Annotated in this window: 13 protein-coding genes; 4 read left to right on the top strand and 9 right to left on the bottom strand. The window is 71.8% G+C overall.

Annotated elements, in window-relative coordinates; all coding sequences use genetic code 11:
* Positions 1–167: 167 nt before the first annotated feature.
* Entirely contained in the window at positions 168–2,558 is a 2,391-nt protein-coding gene (gene pcrA, locus AB0H28_RS01085) for a DNA helicase PcrA (RefSeq protein WP_358032429.1), read from the bottom strand.
* Between the two features lie 287 nt (positions 2,559–2,845).
* Here pcrA and AB0H28_RS01090 point away from each other — a divergent pair, with 287 nt between their 5' ends.
* Positions 2,846–3,199, top strand: a complete 354-nt coding sequence (locus AB0H28_RS01090) for a chorismate mutase (RefSeq protein WP_358032432.1) — start codon at positions 2,846–2,848, stop codon at positions 3,197–3,199.
* Between the two features lie 98 nt (positions 3,200–3,297).
* Here the strand turns inward: AB0H28_RS01090 and AB0H28_RS01095 are convergent, their stop codons facing one another.
* From AB0H28_RS01095 to AB0H28_RS01125, 7 genes are all read right to left on the bottom strand, one after another.
* Entirely contained in the window at positions 3,298–4,314 is a 1,017-nt protein-coding gene (locus AB0H28_RS01095) for a dipeptide ABC transporter ATP-binding protein (protein ID WP_358032434.1), read from the bottom strand.
* Positions 4,307–5,335, bottom strand: a complete 1,029-nt coding sequence (locus AB0H28_RS01100; RefSeq protein ID WP_358033810.1) for an ABC transporter ATP-binding protein — start codon at positions 5,333–5,335, stop codon at positions 4,307–4,309. Before AB0H28_RS01100 ends, AB0H28_RS01095 begins: the two co-directional genes overlap by 8 nt.
* A 25-nt stretch (positions 5,336–5,360) precedes the next feature.
* Positions 5,361–6,344 (bottom strand): ABC transporter permease, encoded by a 984-nt coding sequence (locus AB0H28_RS01105; protein WP_358032437.1) that lies wholly within the window; start codon positions 6,342–6,344, stop codon positions 5,361–5,363.
* Between the two features lie 75 nt (positions 6,345–6,419).
* On the bottom strand, positions 6,420–7,346 hold the full coding sequence (locus tag AB0H28_RS01110; RefSeq protein ID WP_358032440.1) for an ABC transporter permease: 927 nt from the start codon (positions 7,344–7,346) through the stop codon (positions 6,420–6,422).
* Positions 7,347–7,490: 144 nt separating this feature from the next.
* Entirely contained in the window at positions 7,491–9,134 is a 1,644-nt protein-coding gene (locus AB0H28_RS01115) for an ABC transporter substrate-binding protein (protein WP_358032442.1), read from the bottom strand.
* A 575-nt stretch (positions 9,135–9,709) separates the two neighbouring features.
* Positions 9,710–10,387 (bottom strand): response regulator transcription factor, encoded by a 678-nt coding sequence (locus tag AB0H28_RS01120; RefSeq protein ID WP_358032445.1) that lies wholly within the window; start codon positions 10,385–10,387, stop codon positions 9,710–9,712.
* Between the two features lie 2 nt (positions 10,388–10,389).
* On the bottom strand, positions 10,390–11,640 hold the full coding sequence (locus AB0H28_RS01125; protein WP_358033812.1) for a PspC domain-containing protein: 1,251 nt from the start codon (positions 11,638–11,640) through the stop codon (positions 10,390–10,392).
* 178 nt (positions 11,641–11,818) lie between these two features.
* On the opposite strand from AB0H28_RS01125, the gene AB0H28_RS01130 reads away from it, so the two are divergent.
* The 3 genes from AB0H28_RS01130 to AB0H28_RS01140 all read left to right on the top strand — a co-directional run bounded on the left by AB0H28_RS01130 (position 11,819) and on the right by AB0H28_RS01140 (position 15,599).
* The gene (locus AB0H28_RS01130) at positions 11,819–13,672 is read left to right on the top strand and encodes a PspC domain-containing protein (RefSeq protein ID WP_358032448.1); all 1,854 of its coding nucleotides are present in this window, start codon (positions 11,819–11,821) and stop codon (positions 13,670–13,672) included.
* Positions 13,669–14,169 (top strand): hypothetical protein, encoded by a 501-nt coding sequence (locus AB0H28_RS01135; protein WP_358033892.1) that lies wholly within the window; start codon positions 13,669–13,671, stop codon positions 14,167–14,169. Before AB0H28_RS01130 ends, AB0H28_RS01135 begins: the two co-directional genes overlap by 4 nt.
* A gap of 182 nt (positions 14,170–14,351) precedes the next feature.
* On the top strand, positions 14,352–15,599 hold the full coding sequence (locus AB0H28_RS01140; protein WP_358032451.1) for a phosphatidylserine decarboxylase: 1,248 nt from the start codon (positions 14,352–14,354) through the stop codon (positions 15,597–15,599).
* Between the two features lie 65 nt (positions 15,600–15,664).
* Here the strand turns inward: AB0H28_RS01140 and AB0H28_RS01145 are convergent, their stop codons facing one another.
* The gene (locus AB0H28_RS01145) at positions 15,665–16,576 is read right to left on the bottom strand and encodes a CDP-alcohol phosphatidyltransferase family protein (protein WP_358032454.1); all 912 of its coding nucleotides are present in this window, start codon (positions 16,574–16,576) and stop codon (positions 15,665–15,667) included.
* Positions 16,577–16,790: the final 214 nt, after the last annotated feature.

The raw sequence follows: 16,790 nt of genomic DNA on the forward strand, positions 1-16,790 counted from the left end.
CGCGAACGGCGCTCCCGGACGACCTATCGCCCGACCGTGACCCCGCGGGGGAGCACCCATGTCGAAACGTTCACGGGTACCACCTCCTCAGTCTCTCGCACGGCCTGCCGGAAAACTAGCACGGTTGCCGGCCCCGCGCCGCCCCCGACGGGTGGGGGCCCCGGCGCTCAGAGCTTCTCGATCGGGGCGTGCCGCAGCACCAGCCACATGGTCTGGTCGCCGAAGTCGATCTGCGCCCGGGCGCCCGGGCCGGCGCCCTCGACCGCCAGCACCCGGCCCAGGCCGTAGCGTTGGTGGTTGACCCGGTCACCTGCGGAGACCTTGGGCGCCTGCTTCAGCTCACTCGCGGTGGACAACCGGCTGGCGTCCACGCCGAGTCGCTTGGCGAGCTGCGTCGCCTTGGGGGTGCCGCCGGTGAAGCCGCCCGACAACCGGTCCGCCCGGCCGCCGACGCCACCCCCGCCGCCACCCCACGAGGTGTACGACCCCTCGGTGCGCTCCCACCGCACCAGCTCCGGCGGCAGCTCCTCCAGGAACCGCGACGGCGGATTGTAGGCCGGCGCCCCCCAGGCCGACCGGGTGACCGCCCGGGACAGATAGAGCCGCTGCCGGGCACGGGTGATGCCGACGTATGCGAGGCGGCGCTCCTCCTCCAGCTCACGGGTGTCGCCGAGCGAGCGCAGGTGCGGGAAGACGCCGTCCTCCAGCCCGCTGAGGAAGACCACCGGGAACTCCAGCCCCTTGGCGGTGTGCAGCGTCATGAGGGTGACCACGCCCTGGTGGTCGGGATCGTCGGAGGGGATCTGGTCGGCGTCGGCGACCAACGCCACCTGCTCCAGGAAGCCGGCCAGGGTGGCCCGTTCGTCGTCGGCCCCCAGCGCCTCGATCCGCTCGGTGTATTCCCGCGCGACGCTTACCAGCTCCTGGAGGTTGTCCACCCGGCCGGCGTCCTGCGGGTCGAGGCTCTCCTCCAGCTCGGCCAGGTAGCCCGAGCGGGTCAGCACCGCCTCCAGCACCTCCTCCGGGGTGCCGGTGGCGGCCAGCTCACGTGCCGAGTCGAGCAGCGCGACGAACTCGGCGATGCCGTTGGCCGCGCGGGTGGAGATGCCCGGCGCCTCCCGGGCCCGGCGCAACGCGGCACCGAACGAGACACGATCCCGTGCGGACAGCGCCTCGACGCAGGCCTCGGCCCGCTCGCCGATGCCCCGGCGCGGCGTGTTGAGCACGCGACGCAGGCTGACCGTGTCGTCGTCGTTGACCACGGCACGCAGGTAGGCCAGCGCGTCGCGAACCTCCTTGCGCTCGTAGAAGCGCACCCCGCCGACCACCTTGTAGGGCAGGCCGACCCGGATGAACACCTCCTCGAACACCCGGGACATGGCGTTCGTGCGGTAGAAGACGGCCACGTCGCCCGGCCGGGTGTCACCGGCGTCGACCAGCCGGTCGATCTCCCGAGCCACCCAGTCCGCCTCGGCGTGCTCGGTGTCGGCCACGTAGCCGACGATCTGCTCGCCCGCGCCGGCGTCGCTCCACAGCCGCTTGGGCTTGCGGGAGGTGTTGCGGTCGATGACCGCGTTGGCCGCGTTGAGGATGGTCTGGGTCGAGCGGTAGTTCTGCTCCAGCAGGATCGTGCGGGCGTCGGTGAAGTCCCGCTCGAACTCCAGGATGTTGCGGATGGTCGCGCCGCGGAAGGCGTAGATGGACTGGTCGGCGTCGCCCACCACGCACAGCTCGGCCGGCGGGATCCCCTCGGTGCCGGAGACCAGCTCCTTGATCAAAACGTACTGGGCGTGATTGGTGTCCTGGTATTCGTCCACCAGGACGTGCCGGAACCGGCGCCGGTAGCTCTCCGCCACGTGCGGGTGCGACTGGAGCAGGTGCACCGTTGTCATGATCAGGTCGTCGAAGTCGAGCGCGTGCGCCTCGCGCAGCCGCCGCTGGTAGAGCGCGTACGCCTCGGCCAGGGCCCGCTCGTTGGGGCCCTTGGCGCCCGCGGCGAAGGCCTCCGGGTCGGTCAGCTCGTTCTTCAGGTTGGAGACCTGGGCGGCGAGCCCCCGGGCCGGGTAGCGCTTCGGGTCCAGATCGAGCTCGCGGGCGACCAACTGCATCAGGCGGCGGGAGTCGTCGGCGTCGTAGATCGAGAAGGTCGACTTGAGGCCGGCATGCTCGTGCTCGGCGCGCAGGATGCGCACGCAGGCCGAGTGGAACGTCGACACCCACATCATCCGGGCGCGTGGGCCGACCAGCGCGGCGACCCGTTCCTTCATCTCGCCGGCGGCCTTGTTGGTGAAGGTGATCGCGATGATCTCGCCGGGGTGCACGTCCCGGGCGCCGAGCAGGTAGGCGATCCGGTTGGTCAGCACCCGGGTCTTACCCGAGCCGGCGCCGGCCACGATCAGCAGCGGGGAGCCGGCGTGGGTCACCGCGTCGCGTTGCGGGCCGTTCAGGCCGGCGAGGAGGGCCTGCGGATCCGACCGCGCGCCGCCGGAGCGGCGCGGCGGGGTCGGCCGGGACTCCGGCGCGGGCGGGGACGCGGGAATGTCGAAGAGAGGATGCATCGCGGTCCGAGTCTATGCCGCCGGCCGGACACTTCCCCGCCCGCGCCGCCGGCCCGCGGACGGCGGCGCGTCCCACCTGTTGGCCAGTTTCCTTGCGCGCCCGCCCGGCAGATCGGCATACTCGACGGCGTGTTCGATCAGCGCTTCTTTTCCTACGGCTCCGGGAGTCCGGCAGCCGTGGGTCGCGCCTGATCGTCAGACCTACGAAGAAGCCCCGGGCTCGGTGAGCCCGGGGCTTCTTCGTCCCGGGATCCGGGTACCGGGCCCGAGCCCTGAGGGGGACGGCGATGATGACTGACGTGGTGGAGCCCAGCGGCAGCCTGGCGCGGCACGACCGGCCGGCCGGCGGCGACCCGACCGGCGCCGCGGCGGCGCGAACCGGCACCGACGATTCGGCGGCGGCGGAGCGGATCGGTGAGATCCGGCGGCGGATCGACGAGATCGACCGCACCCTGATCACGCTCTGGCAGGAACGGGCCGCGCTGTCCCAGGAGGTCGGCGCGACCCGGATGGCATCCGGCGGGACCCGGCTGGTGCTGTCGCGGGAACGCGAGATCCTGGAGCGGTTCCGGGCGGAGCTGGGTGTCGACGGCACCCAGCTCGCGCTGCTGCTGCTGCGCGCCGGCCGCGGCCCGCTGTGACCCGCCCGCTCCAGACACGGACGGCCTGCGGGCCGCCGCAGACGACGGACCGCCTGCCGGCGTCGAGGTGACGGCGGCAGGCGGTCCGGTCGGTCGGGTCAGGCCACCTCGCGGGTGGCGACCATGCTCCGCTTCTCGGCGAAGTGGCAGGCGCTCGGGTGGTCCGAGCCCGGCCGGATCTCCAGCAGCGGCACCTCCTGGGCGCAGACGTCCTGCGCCTTCCAGCACCGGGTGCGGAACCGGCAGCCCGAGGGCGGGCTGATCGGCGAGGGGACGTCACCCTGGAGCCGGATGATCGACTTGCTCTCCCGGAGGGTCGGGTCCGGCACCGGCACCGCCGACAGCAGCGCCTGGGTGTACGGGTGGGTCGGCCGCTCGTAGATCTCGTCCTCGGTGCCGATCTCCACCATCTTGCCCAGGTACATCACCGCGACCCGGTCGGACAGATGGCGCACGACCGACAGGTCGTGGGCGATGAAGACGTACGACAGGCCCAGCTCGGCCTGGAGCTTCTCCAGCAGGTTCATCACCTGGGCCTGGATGGACACGTCCAGGGCCGACACCGGCTCGTCGCAGACGATCACCTCGGGCCGCAGCGCCAGCGCCCGGGCGATGCCGATGCGCTGCCGCTGGCCGCCGGAGAACTGGTGCGGATAGCGGTTGATGTGCTCCGGGTTGAGGCCGACCAGGTCGAGCAGTTCCTTGACCTTGCCGCGCCGGCTGCCACGCGGCGCCACCTCGGAGTGGATCTCGAAGGGCTCGCCGACCAGGTCGCCGACCGTCATCCGCGGGTTGAGCGAGGTGTAGGGGTCCTGCATCACCAGCTGGATCTGCCGGCGCAGCCGCCGCAGCGCGCCACCGGAGAGCTTGGAGATGTCCTGACCCTTGTAGAGCACCTGGCCCGCGGTCGGCTTCTCCAGGTTCATCAGGACCCGGGCCAGCGTCGACTTGCCGCAGCCGGACTCGCCGACCACGCCCAGCGTCTCACCGGCCCTGAGTTCGAAGGAGACGCCGTCGACCGCCTTGACCTGGCCGATGGTCTTCTTGAACACGATGCCCTGGGTCACCGGGTAGTGCTTGACCAGGTCGCGGACCTCGATGATGTTCTCAGTCACGGTTCACCAGCTCCTCGGCGAAGTGGCAGGCGCTGGCCCGGCCGTTGCCCAACTGCAGCAACGGCGGGACCTTCTCCCGGCACACCGGCTGCGCCATCGGGCAGCGCGGGTTGAAGGCGCAGCCCGGCGGGATGTTCATCAGGTTCGGCGGGAGCCCCTTGATGGTCCGGAGCTCGTGGCCCTTCTCGTCCATCCGCGGGATCGAGTTGAGCAGGCCGAGCGTGTAGGGGTGCGCCGGCTTGGCGTACAGCTCGTAGACGCTGGCTTCCTCGACGATCCGGCCGGCGTACATGACCGCGATCCGGTCCGCGACGTCGGCGACCACGCCGAGGTCGTGGGTGATCAGGATCATGCCCATGTGCCGCTCCCGCTGGAGCTCGCCGAGCAGGTCCATGATCTGGGCCTGCACGGTCACGTCCAGCGCGGTGGTCGGCTCGTCGGCGATCAGCACCTCGGGGTCCAGCGCCAGCGACATAGCGATCATGGCCCGCTGCCGCATACCACCGGAGAACTGGTGCGGGTAGTTGCTGAACCGCCCCTTGGCGTTGGGGATCTTGACCTGGTCGAGCATCTCGATCGCGCGCTTCTTGGCGTCCGCGCGGCTGAGGCCGCGCCGGATGCGGAACTGCTCGGCGATCTGGAAGCCGACGGTGAAAACCGGGTTGAGGGCGGAGAGCGAGTCCTGGAAGATCATGGCGATGCCCTCGCCACGGATCCGTCGCCGCTGCTCGGCGGACATGGTGAGCATGTCCTTGCCGTGGAAGCGCACCTGGCCGCCGGTGACGAACCCGGGCGGGGTGTCCAGGATGCCCATCACGGTCTGCGCGGTGACGCTCTTGCCGGAGCCGGACTCGCCGAGCACGGCGAGGGTCTCCCCCGCGTCGACGTGGTATGTGACACCGTTGATGACCTTGGCGACGCCGTCCCGGGTGCGGAACTCCACCCACAGGTCGTCGACCTCGAGCAGGCGGCCCGAGGGGCGGCCGGATCCGTCGGCGCCGGCCGCGGACTGCTCGGACACGAGAATGTCGGACAACTCAGTTCCCCTATCGGAGCTTCGGGTCGAGGGCCTCGCGGACCGCCTCGCCGAGCATGACGAAGCTCAGCACGGCGGTGACGAGGAACGCGGCGGGGAAGAACAGCAGGTACGGCGAGACCCGGATGTAGTTCTGCGCCTCGCTGATCATGATGCCCCAGGAGACCACCGGGTTCTTCAGACCGATGCCCAGGAACGACAGCGTGGCCTCGGCGCCGATGAACGAGCCGACCATGATCGTGCCGTAGACCAGCAGCGGCGCCAGGCAGTTCGGCAGCAGGTGCTTCAGGATGATCCGGCCGGTGCCGGCGCCCAGGGCGCGGGCGGCGACGATGTAGTCGGCCTCCTTGGTGGCCAGCACCGAGGAACGCATCAGCCGCATCACCACCGGCCAGCTCAGCACGCTCAGGGACAGGATGACCAGCCCCATGATCGTCCACTCGCCGTTGTCGGTGCCGGAGCCGTTGAACGTGGTCAGGATGACGATCGCGCCGAGCACGAACGGCAGACCGAAGAAGATGTCCGCGATGCGGGACAGCAGCGCGTCCACCCAGCCGCCGCGGTAGCCGGCGATGATGCCCATCGCGCCGCCGAACAGCAGCGTCAGGGTGGTGGAGACGACAGCCACCACGATCGAGGCGCGGGCGCCGTAGATGACCCGGGCGTAGACGTCGCGGCCCTGCACGTCGTAGCCGAACCAGGCGTCGGACGAGGGCTCGACCCGGCTGCGCTCCAGCGCGCCGTTGACCGCGTCGCCGCTGGTGAACAGCGACGGGAACGCGGCCATCACCAGGAAGATCACGATGAACGTGGCGGAGATCCAGAACAGCGGCTTGCGGCGCAGGTCGAGCCAGGCGTCGCCGAGCAGGCCGCGGGGCTTCTGCTGTTTGGCGTTCTTCGGCAGGCCGGCGTCGGTGGGCGCGCCGGACCCGGCCTCGGTGGGCATGGTCGCAGGCGGCGTCGTCACGATCGACGCGGTATTCGGTTCACTCATGCCCGCACCTCGCTGCGCTCGGCGCGGGCGTGGTTGCCCGCGCAGCCTGCTGGGAAGATTCGTACGCTGTGGCGGTCACTCATAGCGGATCCTCGGGTCGAGGGCGGCGTAGAGCAGGTCGACCAGCAGGTTCATCACGAGGTAGACGAGCACCAGCACCACCACGATGCCGACAACGGTAGCGCTCTCCTTGGTGACGATCGAGCGGAGCACCTGCCGGCCGATGCCGTTGATGCCGAAGATGCCCTCGGTCACGATCGCGCCACCCATCAACGCGCCGAGGTCGGTGCCGAGCAGCGTGACCACCGGGATGAGCGAGTTGCGCAGCAGGTGCACGCCGACCACCCGGCGCATGGGCAGCCCCTTGGCGATCGCGGTACGCACGTAGTCGGCCCGCCGGTTCTCGGCGATGCTCGTGCGCGCCACCCGGGCGATGTAGGCCATCGAGACGCTGCCGAGCACGAAGCCGGGCACGATCAGCTCACTGAACCGCATCTCGTTGGAGACCGTCGGGGTGATGATGCCCCACTTGACGCCCAGCACCCACTGGAGCACGAAGCCGATGACGAAGACCGGCAGGGCGATCAGGAAGAGGGTGGAGATCAGGACCAGGTTGTCCAGGAAGCCGTTGCGTCGCAGCCCGGTCAGGACGCCCGCGCCGAGACCGATCACGGCCTCGATGGCCAGGGCGACCACCGCCAGCTTCAGGGTGTTCGGATAGGAGGTGGCGATGATGTCGCTGATCTCGCGACCGCCGAACGTGATACCGAAGTCACCCTGGAAAAGGTTCTTCATGTAGCTGGCGTACTGCACCCAGATCGAGTCGTCGAGATGGTATTTCTCGGTCATCATGGCCCGGTAGTTCGGCGGGCAGCCACGGTCGCCGCACTTGCCGGCGAAGGGGTCGCCGGGCACCGACCAGACGAGCCAATAGATCAGGAACGTCGTGCCGATGAACACCGGCACGAGTTGCAGCAGCCGTCTCACGAGATAACGGCCCATGGGGTGGTCCTCCAGACAGGGAGCGCCGGGCACCCGACGCGGTGACGACAACGTGCGAGGGGTTCGTTGTACACCCCCTCGCGGAACGGCCCCGGGTCGGGCTCACCGGTGAGGCGAGCCCGACCCGGGGTCAGACCGTTCGGATCAGAGCTCGACCGAGGTGATGTCGAGTTCGCCGACGTTGGTCAGCTCCATCTTCTTGATCTTCTCCGAGTAGCCGGACTGCTGGCCACCGAAGTAGATCGGCATCGTGGGCACGTCCTGGTCGATCAGCTTGACGGCCTCGCCGAACTTCTGGTGGGCCTCCTCGAGGCTGGGGGCCGCGGAGGCCTCCTTGGCGAGGGCGTCCACCTGCGGGTTGCTGTACTTGCCGTCGTTCGAGGAACCGCCGGTCACGTAGAGCGGGTTGACCCAGTTCTCCACGTCCGGGTAGTCCTGCTGCCAGCCGGCCCGGTACGCGCCGGTCATCTTGTAGTTGTTGATGTTGGCCCGGAAGACCGCGAAGGTCGGCACGCCGACGGCGACGGCGTCGATGCCCAGGTTGGTCTTGATCTGCTGGGCGACGGCCTCCATCCACTCCTTGTGGCTGGCGTCCGCGTTGTAGGACAGGGTCAGCTTGCCCTGGAAGCCACCGGCCTCCTGGAGGAGCTGCTTGGCCTGCGCCACGTCGAACTTGCAGGCGGTGCAGTTGCCCGGCTCGGCACCCGGGGTCAGCGGGTTGGCCCAGCTGTCGGCCGGCTTGCGGTTACCGAAGAAGATCTTGTCGGTGATGGCCTGCCGGTCGATGGAGAGCGAGATCGCCTTGCGCAGCTTCGGGTTGGTGAAGCGCTTGTCGTAGATCGGGAAGGCGATGATGCCGGTCGACGGGGTGGTCGTCGCCACAGCCCGCTCGCCCAGGTCGGTCTTCCACTTCTCACCGGCCAGCGACGACACCGGGACCTGCTGCTGGAAGTCCAGGTTGCCGGAGACCAGGTCGTTGTAGGCCGCCGTGTCGTCCTGGTAGATCTTGACGGTGACGTCCTTGATCTTCATCTTGTCGCGCAGGCTGTAGTCGTCGAAGCGGGTGAGCTTGATCTCGACGTCGTCCTGCCAGGAGACGAGCTTGACCGGGCCGTTGCCGATCGGCTTCTTGCCGAACTCCGCCGGGGTGGTGGAGAAGAACGCGTCCGGCAGCGGCATGAAGGCGCTGTAGCCGAGCTTCACCGGGAACACGGCGGTCGGCGCGGCGAGCGTGACCTCGAAGTTCCAGTCGTCGACGACCTTGAGGCCGGACATCTCCTTGGCCTTCGGCTCCGGGGCCTTCTTCGGGCCGTCCGGGCCGTCCGGGTCCTCGGTGTAGACGTCGTTGAAGCCCTGGATGTCGGAGAAGAAGGAGGCGTTCTGCGCGCCGTTCGGCCCGTACGCCGCCCAGTTCCAGGCCTTCACGAAGCTCTCGGCCTTGACGGTGGTGCCGTCGTGGAACTTGGTGTTCTGCTTGATCTTGATCTTGAAGACCTTCGAGTCGCTCGTGTCGATCGACTCGGCGAGCAGGTTCTGCGGCGCCCCACCGTTGTTGGGGTACTCGATCAGACCGCTCCACATCCAGTCAATGATCTTGCCGCCACCGGTCTCGGTGGTGTTCGCCGGAACCAGGGGGTTCTCCGGCTGGGTGCCGTCGATGACGATCGCGCCGTCCGAGCTGGCGCCGGTCTCGCCACCGTCGTTGTCGCCGCTGGAGCAGCCGGACGCGATGAGCGCGAATGCCGCGCCCACCGCGAGCGCGCCGCTCGCCCGCTTCGAGACTCTCATTCCGAGGGGCCTCCTCTTTCTTAACCTGGTTCCGTCGTGGGTTTCACGCACGTGTGGGGGGTGACACCGCCGACGGCCCGAACCACCGGGCGCCGGTTTACCGCAGAGGAAATCGGGACACCCCAGGGGTACCGATCCGCCGGGCGCCACACCCTTCGACGAGGACACCCGCAGGGTCGACAGCCACGGGGCGACGCGGGTAGCGGCGTCACGTGGTCGGCGGGCCCGACAAGGTGCCTCACACCGGGGGGTGAGGTGCTGCCACTGTGACACCAACCGGCCCTTTCCGTGAAGGTGCCGTTATCAAGCCGTTAGTTGCCCGCCACGTTGCCGATACTTGAGAGAAGATCACAAACGGCCCTCGCCGCACGTCTCTGAACAGGTAAGACGTGCCCACACCGATCGAGACCACCCGACCGCTGACACGCGGTGAGCGCGCCCGGGCGGGCGGCGGCACCTCGCCCTCGACCACCGACGCGGCCCAGTTCCACCCGTCCGGCCGATGGCACCTTCGGCTGTGCGGACACCGCCACCGCCCGGGCGGACGAGGGGTCGAGGGGCCGGCGCCTGCGGGCTCAGACCAGCCGGCGGTCGGCGGCCCAGCGGGACAACTCGTAGCGGTTCGACATCTGGAGCTTGCGCAGCACGTTGGAGACGTGCGTCTCGACCGTCTTGATCGAAATGAACAGCTCCTTGGCGATCTCCTTGTACGCGTACCCCCGGGCGAGCAGCCGGAGCACCTCGCGCTCCCGGTTGGTGAGCTGGTCCAGCTCCGGGTCGGCGACCGGCGCGTCCGGCCGGGACGCGAACGCGTCCAGCACGAAACCGGCCAGCCGCGGGCTGAACACGGCGTCCCCGTCGGCCACCCGGCGGATCGCGTCGGTCAGCTCCTCCGGCGAGATGGTCTTGGTGACGTAACCCCTGGCGCCCGCCCGGATCAGCCCGATCACGTCCTCGGCGGCGTCGGACACGCTCAACGCCAGGAACTTCACCTGCGGGTGGGTCCGCCGCATCGCCTCCAGCACGGCGCGACCACCACCGTCCGGCATGTGCACGTCGAGCAGCACCACGTCCGGCTCGGTGACCGCGATCCGGGTCACCGCCTCGGCCACCGAGCTGGCCTCACCCACCACCTCGACCCGGGTGCCCAGCTCGGCGCGAACGCCGGCCCGGAACATGGCGTGGTCGTCGACGAGGAACACCCGCAGCGGCCCTCGCGGCGCCGCGCCCTCGACCGGTTCCTGCTCGGACATGGTCATCTGTCCCTTTCCGCCGTGGAGCCGGAGCCGCTGATCGGCAGGATCAGCCGGACCTCGGTCCCCTCTCCCGGCCCGGACCGGATCTCCGCCCGGCCGCCGTGCCGTTTCATCCGTCCGACGATCGAGCCCCGGACGCCGTGCCGGTGATTCTCCACCGTATCCGGGTCGAATCCCTTGCCCCGGTCCCGGACGAAGACGCTCACCTGCTCCGGCTCCACCTCCGCGTAGAGCGACACGGTCTGCACCCCGGCGTGCCGGGCCGCGTTGACGAGCGCCTCGCGGGCGGCGGCGACGAGCGCGCCGACCCGTTCGTCGGTCTCCCGGTCGCCCACCACCACCGCCTCGACGGTGATCGCGAACGTGTCCTCCACCTCGGCGGCGGCCTGTTCCAGGGCCGCCGCGAAGCGCTCGGACGGCGAGGCGGTCGGCTTGTAGAGCCAGTTGCGCAGCGAGCGCTCCTGCCCCCGGGCCAGCCGCTGCACCGTCTTGACGTCGCTGGCGTTGCGCTGGATCAGGGCGAGCGTGTGCAGCACCTGGTCGTGCACCATGGCGGCCAGTTCGGCGCGCTCCTGCTCACGGATCCGCCCCTCCCGCTCGGAGCGGAGCTGGTTCCAGGTGCGCCAGAGCACCGGCCCGGTCACCACGCCCACGCCGGCCAGCCCGACCAGCGCGAAGATGACGCCGTTGAGCACCGCGTCAAAGTTCTGCGCCGGCGAGTAGACGGCGGCCACGCCGATGATGCCGACCGCGACCAGCACCCCGCCGCCGATGAAGCGGAGCACGAACGCCCGCCGGTCACTCTCCTCCACCACCGCGCCCAGCCAGGGCACCGCGGAGTCGCCCCACTGCCGGCGCCGTTCCGGCCCGGACTGGTGCCAGATGACGCCGGCGCCGACCGCGATGATCGCAACCAGCCAGCCGGCGGTGCCGGCCGCGCCGACCGAGTCGAACGCGACCACCTGGAGCAGCAGCACACCCAGCCCGATCGCCACGAACGGCAGAAGCTGGGCGAGGTCGCGGCGGGGTGGGGCGGCGGTGTCACCGGGCCGGGGCGGGACCACCGCCCAGAAGGCGGCGTAGAGCAGCAGGCCGAGCCCGCTCAGCCCGAGCAGCACCATGAACGCCACCCGGACCCGGAGCACCGGGATGCCCAGGTGCTCGGCGATGCCGGCGGCCACCCCGGCGGCCAACCGGTGCTCGGTGGCCCGGTAGAGACGCGGGGGGTGCGGCGTGACGGTGCTGCTGATGTCGGGGCTCCCGGTTCGGCGCGGAGGTGCCGGCGACGGCCGACGCTCCGATCGTCACACGCGGGAACGCCCCGGACCACGCCGGACGCCCCGGACATTCGCCGACCTCCGATCTCAGGGTGGGGTCAGGGTCGGTTCCTGAGGTCGTCCGGGCGGCCGGGGCAGCAGTATCGGAGGCATGACCGACGACGCTGCCCGTCCGCCCCGCCCCTGGGCGGCAGCACCTGACGACCCGCCGCCGCCCCCGCCGGGGCCGGCACCCGCCGCCGACGACACGTTCCCGCCGCCCGGTGGCGCGCCGTTCGCCGGCCCGCCACCCGGTGGGTACGCTCCACCGCCCGGCGCCGCCGGCTTCACCACCCGCTACGGGCTGGTCCGTCCCCGAGAGGGCCGCTACCTCGCCGGGGTGTGCGCCGCCATCGGCCGGGCCACGAACACCGACCCGGTGCTCTGGCGCGTCCTGCTGGCCGTGCTCGGTTTCTTCGGCGGCATCGGACTGCTCGTCTACGTGGCCGCGTGGCTGATCATCCCGGGCGAGGGGGACACCGCCTCGCCGGTGGAGTCGATGCTCGGCCGGGGCCGATCCAGCATGTCCCCGATCACCGTCATCGTGCTCGGCATCGTGGTCGCGGTCGGCTTCGCGTACGTCGTCACCGACGGCTTCCGGGCCATCCTGCTGGGCGCGGTGATCCTGATCGGCGGCGCGTTGATGCTCAACCGGGAGCAGCGTGGTCTCGCGTCCCGCGCCGGCTCGGTGCCGCCGGGCGCGCCCTGGGGCGGGCCGGTCACGCCCGGGACGCCCTGGTCCGGCGGGCCGGCCGGACAGCCGGCACCGGCCGGGGCCGCCGCCTCCCCCCGCCCCGGCGTACCGGTCGGGGTCACGCCGCCGGAGTGGTCCGCCGGCGGTTCACCGTCCGGTCCCCGGCCCGCGCCGGGAGAGCCCACGTCACCCGTGCGTCCTGAGTCTCCTGAGTCCGGTCACCCACCCACGGCCGCGGTGCCGTCCGAGCCCGGCTACCCGGCCACACCGCCCGGCGGGTTCGAACCGGGCCACCCGGCCACACCCGCCGCTGGGTCCGAGCCCGGCTACCCGGCCTCGCCGCTGCCCGCCCCCGGGTGGCCCGCCGCAGCGGCCACCCGGCCGGTCCGGTCCGAGCCGACGACCCTCGCGATGCCCGGGATGGCCGCACCGGCCGGTGACCCGGCGGGATGGCCGACCTCGGGCACGGCCCCGGCCTGGCCCGCCGCGCCGACCACCGGCACCCCGGTCGGCGAGCCCGGTGCCGGGCCGCCGTCCGCGCCGGTCGGCGCCCCGCTGCCGCCGGGCGGTTACCGCCCGCCGTTCGCCCCGCACGGGCCGTACGCCGGGTCGCCGCCGGCCCCCGTGCCGGCCCGGCCGCCCCGACCGCCGAAGCGGCCGAAGGAGCGCTCCTCACTCGGCGCGATCACGTTCTCGCTGATCTTCCTGGCGCTGGGCCTGGTGGCGATGCTCGACCTGCTGGACGTGTTCACCGTGGGCGTCGGCGGCTACTTCGCCGCCGCGCTGGCCACCATCGGCCTCGGGCTGCTCGCGGGCACCTGGTTCGGCCGGGCGCGCTGGCTGATCGCTCTCGGTCTGGTGACCGCGGCGGCGCTCGGTGTGGCCACGGTCGCCGAGTCCTACGACCGGGTCCGGGGCATCGACGGCGACGTCACCTGGGCCCCGACCGACCTCCGCGACCTGGCCGACCGGTACGAGAACAACTTCGGTGACGCGGTGCTCGACCTGCGCGGGGTCGACTTCGACGAGCAGGACGTCCAGGTGACCGTCGACGTGAACCTCGGCAACGCGACAGTTGTCGTGCCGCCGAACCTGGACGTGACCACGGTGGCCGACGTGAACGCCGGTGAGGCGACCGTGTTCGGCCGGCGCACCGGCGGGCTCGGCGGACGCCGATGGGAGACCACCGACGCCGGTGCGGACGGTCCCGGCGGCGGCACCCTGCGCCTCTACGTCCACCTGAACGCCGGAAACCTGGAGGTGACCCGGTGAGGGCCCACCGCACCGACATCGTGTCGTTCGCGTTCGGTCTCGTCTTCCTGGGGCTCGCGCTCTGGTGGCTGCTGGCCCGTATCCTCGGGTTGGCCGTGCCCCCGGTCGGCTGGTTCCTGGCCGGCGGGCTGGTCGTGATCGGCCTGCTCGGGCTGGTCGGCGCGCTGAGCTCGGTCCGCCGTCAGGGCCAGGCGGGCCAGCCGGGCCAGCCGGAGGCGACCGTGGCGGCGCCCTGGCGCGACGGCAGCCCGCGGGGTGCCGTCGCGGCTCCCACCGGGGCCGACGAGTGGCCCGTCGCCGCGGTGGAGGACGTGCCGGTCCCGGCCCGGGAGGACCCGCCCGCCGACGGGGAGCCGCGCTGGTCGCCGGCCGGCGACCCGTCCGTCCGCGAACCCGGGGACTTCTCCGCCCAGGTCACCCGCGAACTGCCACCGCTGGACCCGGAAGCCGGCGAACCGCCCACCGGGCGGCGTACCGCCGGGGAGCCGCCGGCCTGACCACGCCGGTGCGCCGGTTCGGCGGCGCGGCCTATGCTGGTCGTGGGAGATCTCGCCGCTGCCGTCCGGTCCGTGCCGTCCCGACCAACCCGGGCGCGACGGGGTCCGTCCGATCCGGCCGGTCGGTCGCGACACCGCCAGCGGTCCCCGTCCGTCTCTACCTCGTCAGGAGTTCATCCGACATGACCCAGTCCCCCGCCGTGCGCGTCACCGGTCCGTCCGGTGCGGTCCGCCTCGGCGAGCGCGCCGCCCGGACGCTCGTCGCCGAGTTCGCCCGGCGTAACGACTCGAAGGCCGGCCTGCTGGTCGGCGCGGCCCCGGAGTCCGCGGTGCTGGCCGCGGCGATCGAGGCGCTGCTCCCGGGCGACCGGCTGGTCGTCGTGCCGGCGGAGGGCGCCTCGGCGGCGGCACTGCGTGAGCACGTGGGCGCCCAGGGGCGCTGGGTGGACGACCGGGTCCGCGTGCTCGACACGCTCGCCGAGGCGGACGCCGCCGCCGCGGTGATCGTGGCCGAGCCGTTCACCGGCACCGCCGACGAGGCCCGCGCCGCGGTGGACGGGCTGTCCAAGTACCTCGCCGAGGGCGCGGTGCTGAGCGTCGCCGCGCCGGTGTTCCGCACCGAGGGCGCCGGCGCCGAGTTGGACCGGCAGGGCGTGCTGCACGGTGTGCGCACCGACGTGGTGCTGCGTAACTCTCCACCGGTGCGGGTGCACCACCTGCGTTTCACCCCGGCGCCGGCCGCGCTCGCCGCCTCGCTGTCGCCCGCGTACCGGCCGTCGAGCGTGCCGCTCAGCCGGCAGATGCACATCGACTCCAACGGGGTTGCCGCCGCCGGCATCACGCTCGGTCTGGCCGCGTTGGCCCGGGTCGCCCGGCCGAAGTCCAAGCTGTGGCTGCTGCCGGCGCTGGCGGCCGGCCCGGTGGCCGCGTTCTTCCGGGACCCGGAGCGGGACGTGCCGGAGGATCCGTCGGCGGTGGTCGCCTCGGCGGACGGCCAGGTGCTGTCCGTCCAGCGGTTGTCGGACGAGCGTTTCGGCGACGGCGAGTGGCTGCGGATCGCGGTCTTCCTGTCCGTGCTGGACGTGCACGTCAACCGCGCGCCGGTGGCCGGCAAGGTGGTCGACTACTTCGTCGCCGACGGCGGGTTCGTCAACGCCATGAAGCCGGACGCCGAGCACAACGTGGCGGCGTACACGGTGTTGGACACCGACCGCGGCACCGTGGTCGTGGCCCAGCGCACCGGGCTGATCGCCCGCCGGATCGTGCAGCGGGCGCCGGTCGGCTCGCTGCTGGCTCGGGGCGAGCGGTTCGGCCTGATCCGGTTCGGCTCGCGCACCGACGTCTACCTGCCGGCCGACGCCGCGGATCCGCTGGTCGGCCCCGGCGACAAGGTGGTCGGCGGGGCCACGGTCATCGCCCGCTGGCGCTGATTGGAGAACGTGCGAGGGGGCGCCGCGCTACCGCGCGGCGCCCCCTCGTGGTCCGTGCCGTGGTGTCAGGCGGCGCGGCGCTGGTGCAGCCAGAGCAGCGGGCCGCTGACCAGGTAGCCCATCACCACGAGGGCGAAGGTGAGCCGGATGTCGACGAGCGCGCCGACCACCGGGACGAACCAGACCCACGGCGGCAGCTTCAGCAGCCGGGCGAGCTTGGCGTAGGGGAAGCTCGACACCATGGCGAAGGCGAGCAGCGCCACGCCGGCGACCATGACCAGGCCGGGGACCGGCACGCCGATCGCCACGGTCAGGGCGAGCACCGCAGCCGCCATGGTGGTCGGCACGCCGCAGAAGAAGCGGCCGTCCTTCGGCGAGACGTTGAACCGGGCGAGCCGGATGGCCGCGCACGCCGCGACCAGGGCGCAGGCGACCGCGGCGGCCGCCGGCGGCACCGAGCCGGCCAGTGAGGCGTAGACCACCACCGGCGCGGCGAGGCCGAACGAGCACATGTCGGCCAGCGAGTCCATCTGCGCGCCGAACGGGCTGGCGACGCCGAGCTTGCGGGCCAGCGCGCCGTCGAGGCCGTCGAACGCGACGCACGCGATCAGGCAGACCGCGGCCAGCCGCACCTCGCCCTGCATGGCCAGGAAGATGGCCAGCATGCCGAGCATGAGGCTGCTCAGTGTGCATGCGTTGACCAGCGCGAACCTGGCGCGCCGGCTGGCGGTGCGCTCGCCCGGCAGGAGCGGGATCGACATCGCCGGGGACTCGTCGACCGGGGCGGTCACCGGGAGCGCCGGGCTGATCGGGCGTAGCGTCTCGACATCGGCGTCGAGCCGGCCGTAGCGGATGCGCTGGCGGTCGGCGTAGCGGTGGTCGGGGGTGACCAGGTCGGTCCTGACACCGGCCGGGCCGTCTCGACGACCCACCCGGACCAGCAGCACCTGGCGGGCGAACGTGCTGCTGCGGCGCAACCGGCCCGCCCAGCGACGCCCTGCGGGGCGCGGACTGTCAGTCGTACGACGCCGGCGCCATGGGGCTCTCGGCACGTTTCCTCCATCACCGGATCGACTGGCCGCCCACGTCGGGGCGGGTGTCCGGCTGTCTCGTGCCGGACCTTTCGGGCCCGGCAGCCCATTTGCGGAGTACACCATTGCACAGGGGACAAGGGCTTGGGTATAGCTGCCG

It is taken from the genome of Micromonospora sp. NPDC050980 (assembly GCF_040653835.1).
Classification (GTDB): Bacteria; Actinomycetota; Actinomycetes; order Mycobacteriales; family Micromonosporaceae; genus Micromonospora.